The sequence below is a fragment of the Kitasatospora setae KM-6054 genome, from assembly GCF_000269985.1.
Taxonomy (GTDB): domain Bacteria; phylum Actinomycetota; class Actinomycetes; order Streptomycetales; family Streptomycetaceae; genus Kitasatospora; species Kitasatospora setae.
Window position 1 is genome coordinate 3,035,441 of record NC_016109.1, and the last position, 16,968, is coordinate 3,052,408.

At 74.6% G+C, this 16,968-nt stretch carries 14 protein-coding genes and 2 tRNA genes; 10 read left to right on the plus strand and 6 right to left on the minus strand.

Features of this window, described 5'->3' with window-relative positions:
• Window positions 1–23 precede the first annotated feature (23 nt).
• From KSE_RS13325 to KSE_RS13340, 4 genes are all read left to right on the plus strand, one after another.
• Window positions 24–422: a hypothetical protein gene (locus tag KSE_RS13325; protein WP_014135835.1), complete on the plus strand. Its 399-nt coding sequence runs from the start codon at window positions 24–26 to the stop codon at window positions 420–422.
• 140 nt (window positions 423–562) lie between these two features.
• Complete coding sequence (locus tag KSE_RS13330; protein ID WP_014135836.1) at window positions 563–1,105, plus strand: bifunctional DNA primase/polymerase; 543 nt, start codon at window positions 563–565, stop codon at window positions 1,103–1,105.
• Between the two features lie 108 nt (window positions 1,106–1,213).
• Window positions 1,214–1,287: transfer RNA gene (locus KSE_RS13335), tRNA-Lys, on the plus strand.
• A 101-nt stretch (window positions 1,288–1,388) separates the two neighbouring features.
• Window positions 1,389–1,634 (plus strand): hypothetical protein, encoded by a 246-nt coding sequence (locus tag KSE_RS13340; RefSeq protein WP_148283095.1) that lies wholly within the window; start codon window positions 1,389–1,391, stop codon window positions 1,632–1,634.
• Here KSE_RS13340 and KSE_RS13345 read toward each other — a convergent pair.
• Genes KSE_RS13345 through KSE_RS13355 form a run of 3 tightly spaced genes read right to left on the minus strand, consistent with a single transcriptional unit; the run spans window position 1,631 to window position 4,463 of the window.
• Entirely contained in the window at window positions 1,631–2,257 is a 627-nt protein-coding gene (locus tag KSE_RS13345; protein ID WP_014135838.1) for a LutC/YkgG family protein, read from the minus strand. The genes KSE_RS13340 and KSE_RS13345 overlap by 4 nt on opposite strands.
• Window positions 2,254–3,672, minus strand: coding sequence for a lactate utilization protein B (locus KSE_RS13350; RefSeq protein WP_014135839.1), 1,419 nt, complete (start codon window positions 3,670–3,672; stop codon window positions 2,254–2,256). Before KSE_RS13350 ends, KSE_RS13345 begins: the two co-directional genes overlap by 4 nt.
• A complete protein-coding gene (locus KSE_RS13355) occupies window positions 3,669–4,463 on the minus strand; it encodes a (Fe-S)-binding protein (protein ID WP_014135840.1) in 795 nt (264 codons plus the stop codon). Before KSE_RS13355 ends, KSE_RS13350 begins: the two co-directional genes overlap by 4 nt.
• Window positions 4,464–4,521: 58 nt before the next feature.
• Here KSE_RS13355 and KSE_RS13360 point away from each other — a divergent pair, with 58 nt between their 5' ends.
• Window positions 4,522–5,139: a GntR family transcriptional regulator gene (locus KSE_RS13360; protein ID WP_231873164.1), complete on the plus strand. Its 618-nt coding sequence runs from the start codon at window positions 4,522–4,524 to the stop codon at window positions 5,137–5,139.
• A 76-nt stretch (window positions 5,140–5,215) separates the two neighbouring features.
• Here the strand turns inward: KSE_RS13360 and pgi are convergent, their stop codons facing one another.
• Both pgi and KSE_RS13370 read right to left on the minus strand, forming a co-directional pair.
• The gene (gene pgi / locus KSE_RS13365; protein ID WP_014135842.1) at window positions 5,216–6,880 is read right to left on the minus strand and encodes a glucose-6-phosphate isomerase; all 1,665 of its coding nucleotides are present in this window, start codon (window positions 6,878–6,880) and stop codon (window positions 5,216–5,218) included.
• Between the two features lie 187 nt (window positions 6,881–7,067).
• Window positions 7,068–8,648 carry a Na+/H+ antiporter gene (locus KSE_RS13370; protein ID WP_014135843.1) on the minus strand — a complete coding sequence of 527 codons (1,581 nt, stop codon included), beginning with the start codon at window positions 8,646–8,648 and terminating at the stop codon, window positions 7,068–7,070.
• A gap of 112 nt (window positions 8,649–8,760) precedes the next feature.
• On the opposite strand from KSE_RS13370, the gene KSE_RS13375 reads away from it, so the two are divergent.
• A tRNA-Lys gene (locus KSE_RS13375) sits at window positions 8,761–8,834 on the plus strand.
• A 66-nt stretch (window positions 8,835–8,900) separates the two neighbouring features.
• Here the strand turns inward: KSE_RS13375 and KSE_RS13380 are convergent.
• A complete protein-coding gene (locus KSE_RS13380) occupies window positions 8,901–9,272 on the minus strand; it encodes a nuclear transport factor 2 family protein (protein WP_014135844.1) in 372 nt (123 codons plus the stop codon).
• Between the two features lie 212 nt (window positions 9,273–9,484).
• Between KSE_RS13380 and KSE_RS13385 the strand changes: the two genes are divergently transcribed.
• From KSE_RS13385 to KSE_RS13400, 4 genes are read left to right on the plus strand one after another with little or no spacing between them, the layout of a single operon-like run.
• A complete protein-coding gene (locus KSE_RS13385; protein ID WP_197540711.1) occupies window positions 9,485–9,874 on the plus strand; it encodes an acyl carrier protein in 390 nt (129 codons plus the stop codon).
• Between the two features lie 32 nt (window positions 9,875–9,906).
• Window positions 9,907–14,385 (plus strand): type I polyketide synthase, encoded by a 4,479-nt coding sequence (locus KSE_RS13390; protein WP_014135846.1) that lies wholly within the window; start codon window positions 9,907–9,909, stop codon window positions 14,383–14,385.
• Window positions 14,385–15,986 (plus strand): long-chain-fatty-acid--CoA ligase, encoded by a 1,602-nt coding sequence (locus KSE_RS13395; RefSeq protein ID WP_014135847.1) that lies wholly within the window; start codon window positions 14,385–14,387, stop codon window positions 15,984–15,986. The genes KSE_RS13390 and KSE_RS13395 overlap by 1 nt, the downstream gene beginning before the upstream one ends.
• On the plus strand, window positions 15,983–16,963 hold the full coding sequence (locus KSE_RS13400; protein WP_014135848.1) for an LLM class flavin-dependent oxidoreductase: 981 nt from the start codon (window positions 15,983–15,985) through the stop codon (window positions 16,961–16,963). The genes KSE_RS13395 and KSE_RS13400 overlap by 4 nt, the downstream gene beginning before the upstream one ends.
• Window positions 16,964–16,968: the final 5 nt, after the last annotated feature.

The following is a 16,968-nucleotide window of genomic DNA, read 5'->3' on the forward strand; positions in this document are numbered from 1 at the left end:
CTCACCCCCGGAGGTGCCCCGTCATGCCCGACTCGCATCCGCAGGCGTCCGACCAGGGCGGTTCGCCGACTCCGGCGGTCGTTCCCTCGGTGCCGGGCCCGGCCCGACGGATCCGGCCGGTCGAGTTGATCTTCGAGCCGGCCGGGGCGGAGCCGGAGCCCGAGCGGTTCTTCGACCTGGAGTCGATCGACGATCCGTCCGAACTGCTGTCGCGTTCGACCGAGTTGGCCCTGGCGTTCCGGGCCGCGGCGGAGCGGGCGACGGACTTCCAGGCGCTGGCGGCGGCCCAGCTCGCGGATCCGCGCCGGTTCGACGCGCTCTCGTCGGAGCAGATCGCCGCGCGGGCGGACTGGACGCCGGACTACGCGGCGAAGATGGTCGAGTACGGCCGCTCGCTCCAGCGCCGGGGCCCGGAGGAGTAGGCCCGGGGAGCAGGCCGGCCGGAGGGCCCCGGCAGGCCAGTGGCATATGCGGCGGGCGATGGTACGCCCCCGTACCCCGGGCTGTCCGGCGAACGTCGTTTTCCGTTCTCCTCGCCCCGCCGCCGGTCCACCCTTGCCGGGTGGACATCTGGACCTATCAATCCGTGGAGTACGTCAGCGTCGCCGGGGAGGCGTGGCTCGCCTCCGCCAGCGAGTACCCGAGCAGCATGCGCGCCCTGTGGGAGGCCCGGCCGTGGGCGCCGGCGGTGCTCCCGTGCGGCCGGGTGTTCGACGTGATCAGCCTGCCGGCGGTGTTCGGCCGCCGGGTGCTGGACGAGCTGTGGGCCTCGGGCCCGGGCTGCGGCCCGGTGGCGACCTACCGGGGGCGGACGCTGCTGTTCACCCAGCCGGGGACGGCGGCCCGGCTGCGGACGCTGCTGGCCTGGGAGGAGTGGGCCCGGGACGTGCCGCCGCTGCTGTGCCACGGCCCGGGGGACGCGATCACGGTGCCGCCGGTGCAGCGCCCGATCGACGAGCCGGAGTCCTCGTCCAGCCGCTGGATCGTCGCGCCGGACACCAGCGAGCCGTGGCTGCCGGGCGCCTCGGTGGTGCTGTGGGCGTGCGTCCGGGCGGCCCGGGGCCGGAGCCGGGAGGCCGACGCCCCGCTGTCGAACGCGCGCTGAACGGGGGGTGCCGTCCGGGTGGGCGCGGGATGGGCGCGAGGTGGGCGCGGGGCGGCAATCGATTTGGGGTCCGGCCCCGGCCGCTGCTAGAGTCTTCCACGTCAGCAGGCGCCGCTAGCTCAGTTGGTTAGAGCAGCTGACTCTTAATCAGCGGGTCCGGGGTTCGAGTCCCTGGCGGCGCACCGACAGCGAAAGGCCCCCCTTCACCGGGGGGCCTTTCGCGTTGTCTGAGCGCCCCCGGACGCCCCGGGGCGTGTGTAAAGGGCTGCTAATGTCCGGGGCCATGGCCTCCGACGAGCTGCACGCCGACTGGGCCGCCTGGCTCGACGCGGAGCTCGCCGAGGCCGAGGCGGCGGCGCTGCGCGCGCACCGGCGGGAGCGCCGCGGACGGCGGCTGCGGCGCGCGCTGGCCTGGACGGGCGCGGTGGCGCTGGCGCTCGGCCTGGGCTTCGGCCTGGTGTACACGGCGCGGCACGGCCCGGCGCCGCGTCCGGCGGTCACCGCCTCCCCCGGCCCCACGAGCGGTTAGCCGAGCAGGACCACCGCCAGTCGGCGCGGCCCGTGCACGCCGCTGACCCGGATCATCTCGATGTCGGCGGTGGCGGACGGCCCGCTGACGAAGGTGAGCGGCCGGGCGGGGTCGAGCCGGCCGAGCGCGCCGGGCAGCGCGGAGCGGACCTGCTCGGCGCGGACCACGCAGACGTGCAGGTCGGGCAGCAGGGTGGCGGCGCGGCGGCCCTGGGCGGGTCCGCCGTCCAGGACGAGGGTGCCGGAGTCGGCGACGGCGGCGGCGCAGCCGGTCAGGACGGCGTCGGTGGCGTCGAGCGCGGCGTGGTCGAGCGGCGGCCGGTCGGTGCGGAGTTCGCCGGTCCAGTCGGTGAGCCAGTCGGCGGGGGTGCCGGCGGGGACGACCAGGCTGCGGGCGCCCTCGTCGGTGAGGGCGCGGGCGACGGCGGGTCCGGGGGTGTCGGCGCGCAGCACCCGGGCGCCGTACTCGGCCAGCCGGGCGGCGAACAGGTCGAGGACGGCGGGGCGGTCCTGGTCGGGGACGCCGGGGGCGTGCCGGAGGTAGTCGCGGGGCGGTTCGGGGGCGGGCGGGACGGCGGCGGCGCGGATCCGGCGGAGGATCTCGTCGCGGGCGGCGCTGGTCATGCGCGGTCTCCTTCGTTCCGTTTCCACCAGCGGCGGAAGGACTCGCCGGGGATGTCGGGCAGCGCCCGGTTGTCGGTCCAGCCGGGCAGCGGGGTGCGGGCGGGCAGCAGCGGCCCGACCAGTCCGGCGGCCTTGACGGCGGCCTTCCAGAGCGCGGGGCGTTCCATCACGGCGCCGACGGTGTTCAGCGCGGCCCGTTCGACGGGGTGCTTCCCGCCGTCGGCGACCTGGGCGCGCAGGTCGAGCAGCACGTCGGTGAACCGGATCCGGACCGGGCAGACCTCGTTGCAGGCACCGCACAGCGTGGAGGCGTACGGCAGCGAGGCGGTCTGCGGGTCGTCGGGTCCGCGCAGCAGCGGGTTGAGGATCGCGCCGATCGGCCCGGGGTAGACCGAGCCGTAGGCGTGGCCGCCGGTGCGCTCGTAGACGGGGCAGGTGTTCATGCAGGCGCCGCAGCGGATGCAGCGCAGGGCCTGTCGGCCGACCGGGTCGGCGAGGGCGCGGGTGCGGCCGTTGTCGACCAGGACGAGGTGGAAGGCGCGCGGGCCGTCGCCGTCGACGGTGCCGGTCCAGGTGCTGGTGTAGGGGGCCATCCGCTCGCCGGTGGCGTTGCGGGCCAGCAGTTGCAGGAAGACTTCGAGGTCGGCCCAGGTGGGGACGGTCTTCTCGATGCCGACGACGGAGATCAGGGTGTCGGCGAGGGTGAGGCACATCCGGCCGTTGCCCTCGGACTCGACGACGACCAGGGTGCCGGTCTCGGCGACCACGAAGTTGGCGCCGGAGACGGCGACCTTGGCGCCGAGGAACTTCTCCCGCAGGTGCAGCCGGGCGGCTTCGGCGAGTTCGGCGGGGTCGTCGGTGAGCCCGTCGGGGGCGGGGCGGCCGTGCCGGCCCATCTCGCGGGCGAAGATCTCGCGGATCTCGGCGCGGTTGCGGTGCAGCGCGGGGACGACGACGTGCGAGGGCAGGTCGTCGCCGAGTTGGACGATGGCGGCGGCGAGGTCGGTCTCGCGGGCGCTGATCCCGGCGGCTTCGAGGGCGGCGTCGAGGCCGATCTCCTCGGTGAGCATCGACTTGACCTTGACGATCTCGCGTTCGCCGGTGGCTCGGACGAGGTCGGTGACGATCCGGTTGGCCTCGGCGGCGTCCCGGGCCCAGTGGACGGTGCCGCCGGCGGCGGTGACCTTCTCCTCGACCCGGAGCAGGTGTTCCTCCAGGCCGGCCAGCACCCGGTCCTTGATCGCGGCGGCGCTGTCGCGCAGCTGTTCCCAGTCGGGGCGTTCGGCGGCGAGCACGGCCCGCTTGCCGCGGATGGTGCGGGTGGCGCGGCGGACGTTCTCGCGCAGTTGCCGGTTGCCGACCTCGCGGGCGGCGGCCTCGGGGAAGGCGGGCCAGCCCAGGAACGACCTGGTCATCGGGCGGCCTCCGCGACGGGGACGCCGGGCAGCGGCCCGTCCTGTTCGGTGCGGGCCAGGATCTCGGCGAGGTGCAGGGTGCGGACGGGATGGCCGTCCCGGGTGAGCCGGCCGCCGATGTTCATCAGGCAGGAGTTGTCGACGGCGGCCAGCACGGACGCGCCGGTCTCCAGGACGTGCCGGGCCTTGTCGCCGTTCATCGCGCCGGAGACCGCGGGGTTCTTCAGCGCGAAGGTGCCGCCGAAGCCGCAGCACTCCTCGGCGGCGGGCAGGTCGACGTGGTCGAGGCCGCGGACGGCGCGCAGCAGCCGGTGCGGCCGGTCGCCCAGCCCGGTGGCCCGCAGGCTGTGGCAGGTGGGGTGGTAGGCGACCCGGTGCGGGAAGTACGCGCCGACCTCCTCGACGCCCAGCCGGTCGGTCAGGTACTGGGTCAACTCGACGACCCTGGGGGCGAGTTCGGCGACCGCCCGGGCCAGCCCGGGATCCCCGGCCGCCCGGGCGGCGAGCGGGTACGCCTCGGCGGGCATCCCGGCGCAGGAGGCGGACGGGACGACGATCTCCTCGTAGTCGGCGAAGGTGTCGACGAAGTGCCGGGCGAGCTTCGCGGTCTCCTCGCGGTAGCCGGTGTTGAAGTGCATCTGGCCGCAGCAGCTCTGCGCGGCGGGGAAGTCCACCTCGACGCCGAGGCGGCGCAGCAGGGTGACGGTGGCGCGGCCGGTGGCGGGGAAGAGCGCGTCGTTCAGGCAGGTCACGAACAGGGCGGTGCGGGCGCGCGGCGGGTTCGGAGGCATGCCCGCATCATAGATGCAAGCTTGGATGCAAGGCACCGGCGCGTGGCAGAATGCCCTGGTGACGACCGATCCCCTGCCCACCGCCGACCGGGCCTACCAGCACGTCCGCAGCCGTCTGCTGGACGGCCGCTGGCCCGGTGGCACGCTGCTCTCCGAGGGCCTCGTCGCCGCCGAGCTGGGCCTGTCCCGGACGCCGGTCCGGGAGGCGTTCCTGCGTCTGCGCGCCGAGGGCTTCCTGCACCTGTACCCCAAGCGCGGCGCCCTGGTCGTCCCGGTCGCCCCGGGCGAGGCGCGCGACGTGCTGGCCGCCCGGGTGCTGTTCGAGCGCGCCGCGATCGACACCCTGGCGGCCCGCGGCCCGGCCGCGCTGGCCGCCGCCGGAGCGGAGCTGCTGGCCGCCTGCGAGCACCGCGACCCGCACCCGGTCGAGGCCGGCCGGCACTTCCACCTCACCCTGCTGCGGGCGGCCGGCAACCCCGTCCTGACCTCGCTCTACGAGACCCTGTGGGACTACCAGACCCGGGTCTCCGCCGCCGCCACCGCGACCCCCGACCGCGCGGACCGCGACCACGCCGAGCACCTGGAGCTGGCCCGCGCGCTGGCCGCCGCCGACCCGTCCCGCGCCCGCGGGCTGGTCACCGCGCACGCCGACTCGCTGCTGGCCCGGGTCGGCTGAGCCGGGTCGGGCCGGAAACGGGGAGCGGGGGCCACCGGCGGCGGTCCGCGCCGGTGGCCCCCGCTCCGGGGGCGGCTTACTCGCGGCCGCGCAGCTCGCGGTAGCGGCCGACCAGGTGGGCGGTGGAGGCGTCGAGGGCGTCGGTGCCCTCGCCGGTGAGCAGGACCGGCTCGATCTTCTTGGCGAGGACCTTGCCGAGTTCGACGCCCCACTGGTCGAAGGAGTCGATGTTCCAGACCGCGCCCTGGACGAACACCTTGTGCTCGTAGAGGGCGACCAGCTGGCCGAGGACGTGCGGGGTGAGCTCGCCGGCCAGGACGGTGGTGGTGGGGTGGTTGCCGCGGAAGGTCTTGTGCGGGACGAGCTCGGCGGGCACGCCCTCGGCGGCGACCTCCTCGGCGGTCTTGCCGAAGGCCAGCGCCTGGGTCTGGGCGAAGAAGTTGGCCATCAGCAGGTCGTGCTGGGCGACCAGGGCGTCCGGCAGGTCGGCGACCGGCCGGGCGAAGCCGAGGAAGTCGGCGGGGATCAGCTTGGTGCCCTGGTGCAGCAGTTGGTAGTAGGCGTGCTGGCCGTTGGTGCCGGGGGTGCCCCAGACGACCGGGCCGGTCTGCCAGTCGACGGGGTTGCCCGCCCGGTCGACGGACTTGCCGTTGGACTCCATGTCGAGCTGCTGGAGGTACGCGGTGAACTTCGACAGGTAGTGCGAGTACGGGAGCACGGCGTGCGCCTGGGCGTCGAAGAACGCGCCGTACCAGACGCCGAGCAGGCCGAGCAGCAGCGGCACGTTCTGCTCGGCGGGGGCGGTGCGGAAGTGCTCGTCGACGAGGTGGAAGCCGTCCAGCATCTCGCGGAAGCGCTCGGGGCCGATCGCGATCATCAGCGAGAGGCCGATCGCGGAGTCGTAGGAGTAGCGGCCGCCCACCCAGTCCCAGAACTCGAACATGTTGGCGGTGTCGATGCCGAAGTCGGCGACGCCCCGCGCGTTGGTGGAGAGCGCGACGAAGTGCTTGGCGACGGCCTCGTTCCCGGCGCCGAGCCGGTCCAGCAGCCAGCCGCGGGCGACGACCGCGTTGGTGACGGTCTCGATGGTGGTGAAGGTCTTGGAGGCGACGATGAACAGCGTCTCGGCGGCGTCCAGGTCGCGGACGGCCTCGTGCAGGTCGGCGCCGTCGACGTTGGAGACGAAACGGACCGTCAGGTCGCGGTCGGTGTAGGAGCGCAGCACCTCGTAGGCCATCGCGGGGCCGAGGTCGGAGCCGCCGATGCCGATGTTGACGACGTTGCGGATCCGCTTGCCGGTGTGGCCGGTCCACTCGCCGGAGCGGATCCGGTCGGAGAAGGCGGCCATCCTGTCGAGGACGGCGTGCACGGCGGGCACCACGTTCTCGCCGTCGACCTCGACGACGGCGCCGCGCGGGGCGCGCAGCGCGGTGTGCAGGACGGCGCGGTCCTCGGTGGTGTTGATCTTCTCGCCGCGGAACATGGCGTCGCGCAGCTCGGCGACGCCGGTCGCGGCGGCGAGGTCGCGCAGCAGGTCGAGGGTGCGGTCGGTGACCAGGTTCTTCGAGTAGTCGACGTACAGGTCGCCGACCCGCAGGGTGTATCGGGTGCCGCGGTCGGGGTCGGCGGCGAACAGCCCGCGCAGGTGCTGTCCGTCGAGTTCGGCCCGGTGCTTCCCCAGTGCGGCCCACTGCGGGGTGCGGTCCAACGGGGTCCGGCCGTTGGCGGGGGTGTCCGACATCGGTTGCTCCTAGCGTCATACGGGGTGCAGATACCGGCTGGTTCCGGCGGGAGGGTCGCGCTGGTCCGGGCGGGTACGTGTGCGTGTGCCGGCTCCGTCGACGGCCTTGCCCGCCGCCAACCCTATGCCCTGCGGGCGGCCGGTCCGGGCGGCACCACGGGCGCCGCCCCGGGTGGTCGACGGTCCGTCACTTCCGCGCCGACTGGAGGTCGAGTGCGCGCAGCACGCGGTCGGCGACCTCGGGGTCGGCGCCGGCCTCGCCGCGGGCGGCGAGCACCTCGCGCCGGGAGGCGGCGATCATCTCCTGCTCGACGGCGAACGCCTGCCGCCACTGCTTGCCGCGGCGCTTGGCCTCCAGCGCCTCCTCCTCCTCGTACTTCTCGGGGCAGAGCCGGGCGAGCCGGTCGTGCTGGCGCTCGCGCAGCCGCTCGGTGAGCTCGGCGGGGAGCTGGTCCTCCTCCTCCAGTTCGGCGAGCCGGTGCAGTCCGGCCTTCGCGGCGCGCCACCAGAGTTCGCGGACGGCCTGCTCGTGCGCGTCGTGGTCGCTGTCCAGGCCGAGCAGCTTGACCACGTACGGCAGGGTCAGGCCCTGGACCACCAGGGTGAACAGGACGACGCTGAAGGCGATGAAGACGATCTCGCTGCGGGCCGGGAAGGCCAGCCCGTCGCGCATCGCGAGCGGGATGCCGAGGGCGAGGGCGACGGTGGCGACGCCGCGCATGCCGGACCACCACAGGACGACGGTCTCCCGCCAGCTGATCGGGGTGTCCTCCTCGCCGTGGGTGACCCGCTTGGAGATCCAGGCGGCGGGCAGCAGCCAGAGCAGGCGCAGCAGCACGACGACGCCGATGACGATCGCGGTGTCGCCGATCATGGTGTGCCAGGTGTCCTTGACGTCCTGCAGGACGGTGGACAGCTCCAGGCCGATCAGGCCGAACGCGACGCCGGTGATCAGGGTCTCGACGATCTCCCAGAAGGCGTTGCCGACCAGCCGGTAGGAGACCTCGTCGGCGTCCGAGGCCCGGTCGGCGAGGTAGAGCGCGCAGACCACGACGGCCAGCACGCCGGAGCCGTGCGCCTCCTCGGCGAGCGTGTAGGCGGCGAACGGGACGAGCAGGTTGAGCGCGACCTGCTGGGTGGGGTCCTCCAGGAAGCCGGCGATCTTCGCGTTCAGCCAGCCGAGCCCGACCCCGACGGCGACCGCGACCACCGCGGAGAGCAGGAAGCGCTCCACCGCCCGGCCCACCGACAGGTCGCCGTCGACGACGGCCTCGACGGCCAGCGAGTAGATGACGATCGCGGTGACGTCGTTGAACAGGCCCTCGCTCTCCAGCACCGCGGTCAGCCGGCGCGGCAGGCCGACCTCGCCGGCCACCGCGACGGCGGCGACCGGGTCGGGCGGCGAGACCAGCGCGCCCAGCGCGACCGCGGCGGCCAGCGGCGCGGCGGGCACCAGCCAGCTGAACACCCCGGCCACGGCGGTGGTGGTGACCACCACCAGGGCGACGGCCAGCAGCAGGATGGAGCGGATGTTGGCCTTGAAGTACCGCACCGAGGAGCGCCGGGCCACCGCGAAGATCAGCGGGGGCAGCACCAGCGGCAGGATGAACTCGGGGTTGATCTGCACGTTGGGGATCTGCGGGACGACCGCGAAGACCAGACCCACCATGGTCATCAGTACCGGCTGCGGGATCCTGGTCCGCCGGGCCAGCGGCATCGTGACCACCGAGGCGAGCAGGACCAGGAAGAGCAGGGTCAGCTGGCCCACGGTGGTTCCTCTCGGCAGGTGCGGGGTGCGCCGAGCTCAGCATACGTCGGGGCGGGTCCGGGCCGATTGTGTGTTCCGGCCGCTGACCAGGTAGTGTTCTCCGGGTCAGCAGGCGCCGCTAGCTCAGTTGGTTAGAGCAGCTGACTCTTAATCAGCGGGTCCGGGGTTCGAGTCCCTGGCGGCGCACCGACAGTCCGAAGGCCCCCTCGCTCCGCGCGAGGGGGCCTTCGGCGTTCCGACCGGCGTTCCCGGTCAGGCCCCGGCGGGGACCTTGTCCAGGAAGCCCTGGACGCTCTTGATCCGGGCCGAGCCGTCCAGCGCGATCACGTCGAAGCCGATGGCGACGTTCTCGGTGGCGCCGGCCGGGACGAGCTCCCACTGGAAGCGCGCGATGTGGTGGTGCGCGTCGACGGTCCCGTACAGCTTGAAGTCCAGGCCCTGGAACTGCTCGCGGGCGCCGGTGATCAGGGCCGCGACACCGGCGTGGCCCTCGACGTCCGCCAGCGGGTCGGTGTAGGTGGCATCGGCGGCGAAGAGGTCGGCGATCGCGGCCGCGCGCGCTTCGGCGTCCGCCTCGTTCCAGATGGACAGGTAACGCGTCACCACGTCGTTGAGATCACTCATTGCCGTTACTCCTTACATAAAGACGGGCAGCCCGGAGGCGTCGACCGCCCGTTGTCGGGCAGTGCCGCGTCGAAGTCTTCCCCGGGGCGGTCGAGTGGCGGTGGACCTCCGCTGGAGGTGGCCGCGGGGCAGGTCAGCGGGGTGTCAGGGGAGGGTCAGCGGGGTTTGGTGGCATGGGTGCCGACCCGCCCGCGAGAAGATGGAGTCCCGTGATGAGTGCGCCCGCCGCCGTGGAGGCGATGCTGGCCCTGCCGGAACCGGAGCGTCTGGAGCGGCTCCGCGAGCTGGTGGTGGACGAGTTCCGGGCGAGCCTGCTGCTCGAACCCGGTGAGGAGCTGCCGCTGGAGCGCAGCTTCTTCGACCTGGGAATGACCTCGCTGCGGCTGACCGAGCTGAAGCAGCGGCTGGAGCGGCGCCTGGACTGCGCGATCAGCGCCAACACGCTGTTCAACGAGCCGACGGTCGCCCACCTGGTCGCCTACCTGGCGGAGCTGGTGCTCCCCCGGGAGGAGGCGCCCGCCGCCCCCGCCCCCGTCACGGCCGAGCCGGACGGCGAGCGGGCGCTGGTCGACCACCTGCTGCGCGACCTGTACCAGTCCTGAGCCGCACGTTCCGTCACGAGGGAGGGGAACCCATGCCGGAGACCGCCGCGTCCGCGGCCGACGAGCAGCTGCGGGTCGCACTGGAGACCGTGCGCGAGCAGCAGCAGACCATCCGGGACCTGATGCTGGAGAAGTACGAGCCGGTGGCCGTGGTCGGCATCGGCCTGCGCTTCCCCGGTGGCAGCGGCACGCCCGACGAGTTCTCCGCGTTCCTGCGCGAGGGCCGTTCGGGCATCGTGCCGTTCCCGGAGGACCGCTTCGACCTGGAGCGGTTCACCGCCCGGGGCGGGGAGTCCGAGGAGGAGGCGACCGGCCGGATCCGCGCGGCCGGCGGCGGCTTCCTGGACCGGATCGACCTGTTCGACGCCGGTTTCTTCAACATCTCCCCCAAGGAGGCCCGGTACATGGATCCCCAGCAGCGGCTGCTGCTGGAGACCGCCTGGGAGGCCCTGGAGCACGGCAACATCGACCCGACGCCGCTGCGCCGCTCCAACGGCGGCGTGTTCGTGGGCGCCAGCTCGATCGACTACGCGCTGGAGCTGGACTCCCTCGACTACCCGGACCTGGACGGCCACCTGGCCTCCGGCATCACCTTCTTCCCGCTGTCGGGCCGGCTCTCGTACTTCCTGGGCTGGCGCGGCCCGTGCGTGTCGCTGGACGCGGCCTGCGCCTCCTCGCTGACGGCGCTGCACGCCGCGGTGGAGGGCCTGCGCCGCAAGGAGTGCGACATCGCGCTGGCGGGCGCCGTCAACGCGCTGCACCACCCGCGGATCCCGGTGATCTTCTCCAACGCGAACATGCTGGCACCGGACGCGCAGTGCAAGACCTTCGACGAGTCGGCGGACGGCTACGTGCGGGCCGAGGGCTGCGCGGTGCTGGTGCTCAAGCGCTACTCGGACGCCAAGCGGGACGGCGACACCGTGTACGGCCTGGTGCGCGGTTCGGCGGTCGGCCAGGACGGCGACTCGGCGGGCCTGACCGTGCCCAACGGCCCGGCGCAGGAGCAGGTGATGCGGGCGGCGCTGCGCCGCGCGGCGCTGCGGCCGGCCGACGTGCAGTACGTGGAGGCGCACGGCACCGGCACGCCGCTGGGCGACCCGATCGAGATGGGCGCCATCGCGGACGTGTTCGCCGAGTCGCACACCCGGGAGAACCCGGTGACGGTCGGCTCGGTGAAGACCAACCTGGGCCACATGGAGCCGGTGGCGGGCCTGGTCGGCGTGATCAAGGCGCTGCTGCAGATGCGGGCCGGCACGATCTTCCCGCACCTGAACTTCCGCACGCCGTCCGGCCGGATCCCCTGGGACCGGTACCCGGTGACGGTGCCGACCGAGAACCGGCCGTGGGAGGCGGGCGTCCGCCGGGCGCTGGTGAACTCGTTCGGCTTCGGCGGCACGATCGCCGCCGTGGTGCTGGAGGAGCCGCCGGGCGCGAAGGCCGCGGCGCGGCCGGCCGAGGAGCGCCCCGAGGTGTTCGCGCTGTCGGCGAAGAACCGGCGCTCGCTGCGGGCCCTGGTGGAGCGCTACCAGGAGTTCCTGGCCGGGCGCCCGGAGCTCGGGATCGGCGAGCTGGCCTGGACGGCGGCGAGCGGCCGGGCCCACCACCCGCTGCGGATCGCCGGCGCGGTCGGCTCCCGCGCGGAGCTGGACGCCCTGCTGGCCAAGTCGCTGGCCCAGCTGGACCGGCGCGCCCTGGACGTGCCGGAGCCGCGCAAGACGGCGTTCCTGTTCACCGGGCAGGGCTCGCAGTACCCGGGCATGGCCCGGCCGCTGTACGAGCGGCACCCGGTGTTCCGGGAGCAGGTGGACGCCTGCGAGGAGCTGTTCGCGCCGCTGCTGGGCCGCTCGGTGCGGGACCTGCTGCTGGGCGAGGGCGAGGACCAGGAGGCGATCCACCGCACCCGGTTCACCCAGCCGGCGCTGTTCACCCTGGAGTACGCGCTGGCCAAGCTGTGGCTGTCCTGGGGCGCCCGGCCGAGCGCGCTGATCGGGCACAGCATCGGCGAGGTGGTGGCCGCGGCCGTCGCCGGGGTGTTCACGCTGCGGGACGCGGTGGTGCTGGTGGAGGCCCGCTCCCGGCTGATGCAGTCGGTGACGGCGCCCGGCGGCATGGCGGCGGTGCCCGCCCCGGCCGCCGAGGTGGCGCCGCTGCTGGCCGAGTACGACGACCTCGCGATGGCGGCGGTCAACTCCCCCACCCAGTGCGTGATCTCGGGCGGGGAGCGGTCGCTGGCCGAAGTGGTGGCGCGGCTGCGCGAGCGCGGCCTGGAGGCGAAGGCGCTGCGCGTCTCGCACGCCTTCCACTCGCCGCTGATGGCCGAGGTGTTCGACGAGTTCCGCGCCGCGCTGGCCGGAGTGGTCTTCCGGGCGCCGCAGTTGACGCTGATCTCGAACCTGACCGGCAAGGTGGCCCGGCCCGCGCAGCTGACCGACCCGGAGTACTGGGTGCGGCACATCGGCGAGCCGGTCGCCTTCGAGGCGGGGATGCGCGCGGTGGAGCGGCGCGGCAAGCACGTCTTCGTCGAGGTGGGGCCGTCCACGGCGCTGACCTCGCTGGCGAAGGGCTGCGTCGATGCCGGGGAGCACCGCTGGCTGAGCAGCCTGCACCCGAAGGAGGGCGAGGGCCTGACCGTCCTGCGCTCGCTGTCCCAGATGTACGCCGCCGGGCAGCCGGTGGACTGGGCGGGCGTGTTCCGGGGCCGGGAGCTGCCCCGGGTGGAGCTGCCCCGGTACGCCTTCGACCGGCGCCGGTACTGGCTGCCGAACGGCGCGGGCCCCGGCTCGGAGGAGGCCGGCGAGCCGGCCGCGTTCCTGCACCGCCCGGTGTGGGCGGAGCTGGCGGCCGCCGCCGGGCCGGCCGTCGAGCGGCGGGTGGTGGTGCTCGGCGCCCCGGTGCCGGAGTCGCTCCCGGACGGGGTGCGGGCGCTGTCGGCCGACACCGGCGAGCAGGCGCTGAAGCTGGTGGCCGCCGAGGACGCCACCGACCTGGCCTGGTACTGGCGCCCCGGCACGGGCGCGCCGTCGGCGGCCCGGCTGCGGGCCGAGTGCGAGGCGAACTACACGGCGCTGCTGGAGCTGCTGGCCGGCCTGGAGCGGGACGGCGCGCGCGGCGTGCGGCTGTGGCTGGTCACGTCCGGGGCGCAGGTGCTGCCGGGCGACGGGCCCGGGGACGGCTCCGGACTGGCGGCGGCGACCCTGTGGGGCTTCGGGCACGTGCTGCTGAACGAGCGGCCGATGCTGCGGGTGACCCTGGTCGACGAGGACGAGCCGGGCGCGGCCGCCCGGGAGTGGGGCGCCGCCGACGGCGGCGACTTCCAGGTCGCCTACCGGGGCGGGCGCCGGCTGGTGCGGCGGCTGCGGCCGGCCGAGCCGGGGGTCGGCGAGCCGGTGCCGGGCGCGGCCTCGCCGGTCCGCGGCGACCGGGCGTACCTGGTCACGGGTGGTCTGGGCGCGCTCGGCACGGCGACCGCGGAGCGGCTGCTGGCGGAGGGCGCGGGCCTGGTCGCGCTGCTGGGCCGGCGGGTGCCGGAGGGCGCGGAGCTGGCGGCGCTGCACGAGCGGCTCGGCGGGCCCGAGCGGGTGCGGGTGCTGCGGAGCCGGCTGGACGCGGACACCGACGTCGCCGCGCTGGCGGACGCGGTCCGCGGGCTGGGCCTCCCGCTGGGCGGCATCGTGCACGCGGCGGGCGGCCTGGCGGACGCCCCGGTGTCGGCGCAGACCTGGGAGTCGCTGGACCTGCTGTTCGGCGCGAAGGTGTACGGCTCGTGGCTGCTGCACGAGCTGGCGGGCGAGTTCGAGGAGGTGGAGTTCTTCTCCGCGTACTCCTCGGCGGCCTCGGTGGTCGGCGGCGCCTCGCAGTCCAACTACGCGGCGGCGAACGCCTTCCTGGACCAGCTGCTGCACTGGCGCTCCGCCCGCGGGCTGCCGGCGCTGGGCGTCAACTGGGGCCCGTGGTCGGAGATCGGCATGTCGGCGCGGCTGAGCGCCCAGCACGTGAAGGCGCTGGAGCGGGAGGGGATCGTCTACTTCACGCCGAAGCGGGCGCTGGACGCGTTCGTGGCGCTGCTGGGGCGGCCGGGTCCGGTGCAGCTGGTGGCCGGCGAGTGCGACTGGGACCGCTTCTCGGCGTCCAAGCCGGTGGTCAACGCGCTGTACGCGGAGCTGGTGTCGGCGCGGGCCTCGGACGCCCCGGTGCTGGACGCCGCCTCGGTGGCGGCGCTGCCGGCCGGGGAGCGGGTGCCGGCGCTGACCGAGTTCATCCGCCACCTGGTGGCGCGGGCCCTGCACCTGGAGGACCCGGACGACGTCGGCGCGCACACCGAGTTCGTGCAGGTCGGCCTGGACTCCCTGGTGGCGATCGACCTGAAGAACGGTCTGGAGGCGGCGTTCCTGGTGCCGTTGGCGCCGTCGCTGGCCTTCGACCACCCGACCGCCGCGAAGCTCGCCGCGCACGTCGCGCAGCAGCTCGCGGAGGTCCCGGCCACCCCCGCGAGCGAGAGGCAGGCGTCCTGATGGGCACCGCACAGACCCTGGCGGAGGCCGCCGCCCGGCACGCCGCCGAGCGGCCCGGCCACCCGGCGGTGCTCTGCGAGGGCCGGGTGACCGACTACCGGCGGATCGACGAGGAGAGCAGCCGGGCGGCGCGGGCGATCCTGGCCGCCGGGCTGGGCACCGGCTCCCGGGTGGCGTACCTGGGCAAGGAGTCCGAGCACTACTACGAGCTGGCGCTGGCCTGCGCGAAGGCGGGCACCGTGCTGGTGCCGGTGAACTGGCGGCTGACCGCCGGCGAGGCCGAGCACATCCTGAGCGACTCGGCGGCCGAACTGCTCTTCGCCGAGCCCGCGTTCGGGGAGCTGGTGGAGAAGGTGCGGCCGCTGCTGCCCGGGCTGCGCCAGGTGGTGGAGCTGGCCCCGCCGGGCGAGTCGGGCGGGCAGCGGGCCTGGGCGGCGGGCTTCGCCGCCACGCCGCCCGGCACCGCGGGCGGCCCGGACGACGCGGTGCTGCAGATCTACACCTCCGGCACCACCGGCGCGCCCAAGGGCGTGGTGCTGGCGCACCGCAGCTTCTTCACGCTGCCCGCGGCGATGGCCGGGGCGGGCGTCGCCTGGATCGACTGGCTGCCGACCGACCGCAACCTGATCTCGCTGCCCGGGTTCTCCATCGCCGGGATGGGCTGGTTCATGCACGGCTTCGCGGCGGGCGGCACCAACGTGGTGATGCGGATGTTCGTCAGCGAGGAGGCGGTGCGGCTGATCGCCGAGCACGGGGTCACCACCACCTTCGCGGCGCCGGCCATGCTGCAGATGATGATCGAGGAGCGCGGCGCCTCCAAGGCGGCGTTCCGCTCGCTGCGCAAGGTCGCCTACGGGGCGGCGCCGATGTCGGACGCCCTGCTGGGCCGCTGCCTGGAGCTGCTGGACTGCGAGTTCGCGCAGATCTACGCGGCGACCGAGACCGGCACGGTCGCGGTCTGCCTGCCGCCGGAGGACCACTGGGTCGGCAGCCCGGTGCTGGGCTCGGTGGGCCGGGCCTGCCCGGGGCACCGGCTGAAGGTCGTCGACGACGCGGGCGAGGAGCTGCCGCCGGGCGCCATCGGCCGGGTCTGCGTGTCCACCCCGGCCCGGATGCTGGGCTACTGGGGCCTGCCGGGGGCGACCGCCGACGCGATCGACGGCGAGTGGCTGCGGATGGGCGACGCCGGCTACCTCACCGAGGACGGCTACCTGTACCTGTGCGACCGGATCAACGACACCATCATCGCGGCGGGCCAGAACATCTACCCCGCCGAGGTGGAGAAGGCGCTCGACGGGCACCCGGCGGTCGCCGAGAGCGCCGTGCTCGGCGTGCCGGACGAGCTCTGGGGCGACGCCGTGCTGGCGTGCGTGGTGGTCCGGCCGGGGCGGGCGGTGACGCCCCGCGAGCTGCTGCGGCACCTGTCGGGGCGGCTCGCCGACTACAAGACGCCCACCCGCTGGGAGTTCGTGGACGCGGTGCCGCGCAACCCCACCGGCAAGATCCTGCGCCGGGTGCTGCGCGAGCGGTACCTCGCCGCGGCCGCCGCTCCCGCCGCTCCCACCGCTGCCGCCCTCCTGTCCGAAGGGGACCTCCGATGACCGAGCCGCTGCGCGTCGGCCTGCTGCTGCCGACCCGCGAGATGGCCATGACCGGCTCCTGGGACATCCGTCCCGTGCTGGAACTGGCGAGCAAGGCCGAGGAGTTGGGCTTCGACGCGGTGTGGACGGGCGACTCGCTGACCGCCCGCCCCCGGCTCGACCCGGTGGTGGTGCTGGCCGCCGTGTCCGGCGCGACCGAGCGGCTGGCGGTCGGCACCGGCGCGCTGACCGCCGCGCTGCGCCACCCGCTGCTGGGCGCCAACCTGGTCTCCAGCCTGCACCACGCGGCGCGCGGCCGGCTGGAGCTGGGTGTCGGCGCGGGCTTCCCGATGCCGGAGAGCGAGGCCGAGTTCGAGGCCGTCGGGGTGCCCTTCGCGGGCCGGGCGGGCCGGCTGGACGAGACCGTCCGGCTGTGGAAGCAGGCCTGGTCGGACGGCGGCCCGGTGTTCGAGGGCCGCCACCTGAGCGCCTCGATGCTGGACCGGCTGCCGCCGCCCGCCGTCCCGGGCGGCCCCCGGGTCTGGCTGGCCGGCAGCGACACCCCCCGGGTGCTGTCCCGGATCGCCCGCCAGTACGACGGCTGGCTGCCGTTCCTGCCCACCGCCGAGGCGTACGGGGCGGCCTGGGACACCATCCGCGGCAAGCTCGCCGAGTACGGCCGCCCCGCCGACGCGGTGGTGCCCGGCCTGTACGCGACGGTCGGCCTCGGGGCCGACCGGGCCTCGGCCGAGGCCGAGCTGGACGGGTACGTGCGCGGCTACTACGGCCGCCCGCTGGAGCTGATGCGCGGCATCCAGGCGTACGGCGCCGGCCGCGCCGAGGACTGCGCCGAGTGGCTGTCCGGGTACGTCCGGGCGGGCGCCCGGCACCTGGTGATCCGGCTGGGGACGCTCGACCCCTGGCCGCAACTGAAGGAGCTCGCCGACCAGGTGCTGCCCGCGGTGCGCGCGCAGGCCCTGGCCGAGCGGTCCGACTGATCCGT

What these genes read in the sequence shown, in the direction of transcription:
- KSE_RS13325 (WP_014135835.1), top strand. Translation starts at nt 24, where the DNA reads ATGCCCGACTCGCATCCGCAGGCGTCCGACCAGGGCGGTTCGCCGACT.
- KSE_RS13340 (WP_148283095.1), top strand. Translation starts at nt 1,389, where the DNA reads ATGGCCTCCGACGAGCTGCACGCCGACTGGGCCGCCTGGCTCGACGCG.
- KSE_RS13345 (WP_014135838.1), bottom strand. Translation starts at nt 2,257, where the DNA reads ATGACCAGCGCCGCCCGCGACGAGATCCTCCGCCGGATCCGCGCCGCC.
- KSE_RS13350 (WP_014135839.1), bottom strand. Translation starts at nt 3,672, where the DNA reads ATGACCAGGTCGTTCCTGGGCTGGCCCGCCTTCCCCGAGGCCGCCGCC.
- KSE_RS13355 (WP_014135840.1), bottom strand. Translation starts at nt 4,463, where the DNA reads ATGCCTCCGAACCCGCCGCGCGCCCGCACCGCCCTGTTCGTGACCTGC.
- pgi (WP_014135842.1), bottom strand. Translation starts at nt 6,880, where the DNA reads ATGTCGGACACCCCCGCCAACGGCCGGACCCCGTTGGACCGCACCCCG.
- KSE_RS13380 (WP_014135844.1), bottom strand. Translation starts at nt 9,272, where the DNA reads ATGAGTGATCTCAACGACGTGGTGACGCGTTACCTGTCCATCTGGAAC.
- KSE_RS13385 (WP_197540711.1), top strand. Translation starts at nt 9,485, where the DNA reads ATGAGTGCGCCCGCCGCCGTGGAGGCGATGCTGGCCCTGCCGGAACCG.
- KSE_RS13390 (WP_014135846.1), top strand. Translation starts at nt 9,907, where the DNA reads ATGCCGGAGACCGCCGCGTCCGCGGCCGACGAGCAGCTGCGGGTCGCA.
- KSE_RS13395 (WP_014135847.1), top strand. Translation starts at nt 14,385, where the DNA reads ATGGGCACCGCACAGACCCTGGCGGAGGCCGCCGCCCGGCACGCCGCC.
- KSE_RS13400 (WP_014135848.1), top strand. Translation starts at nt 15,983, where the DNA reads ATGACCGAGCCGCTGCGCGTCGGCCTGCTGCTGCCGACCCGCGAGATG.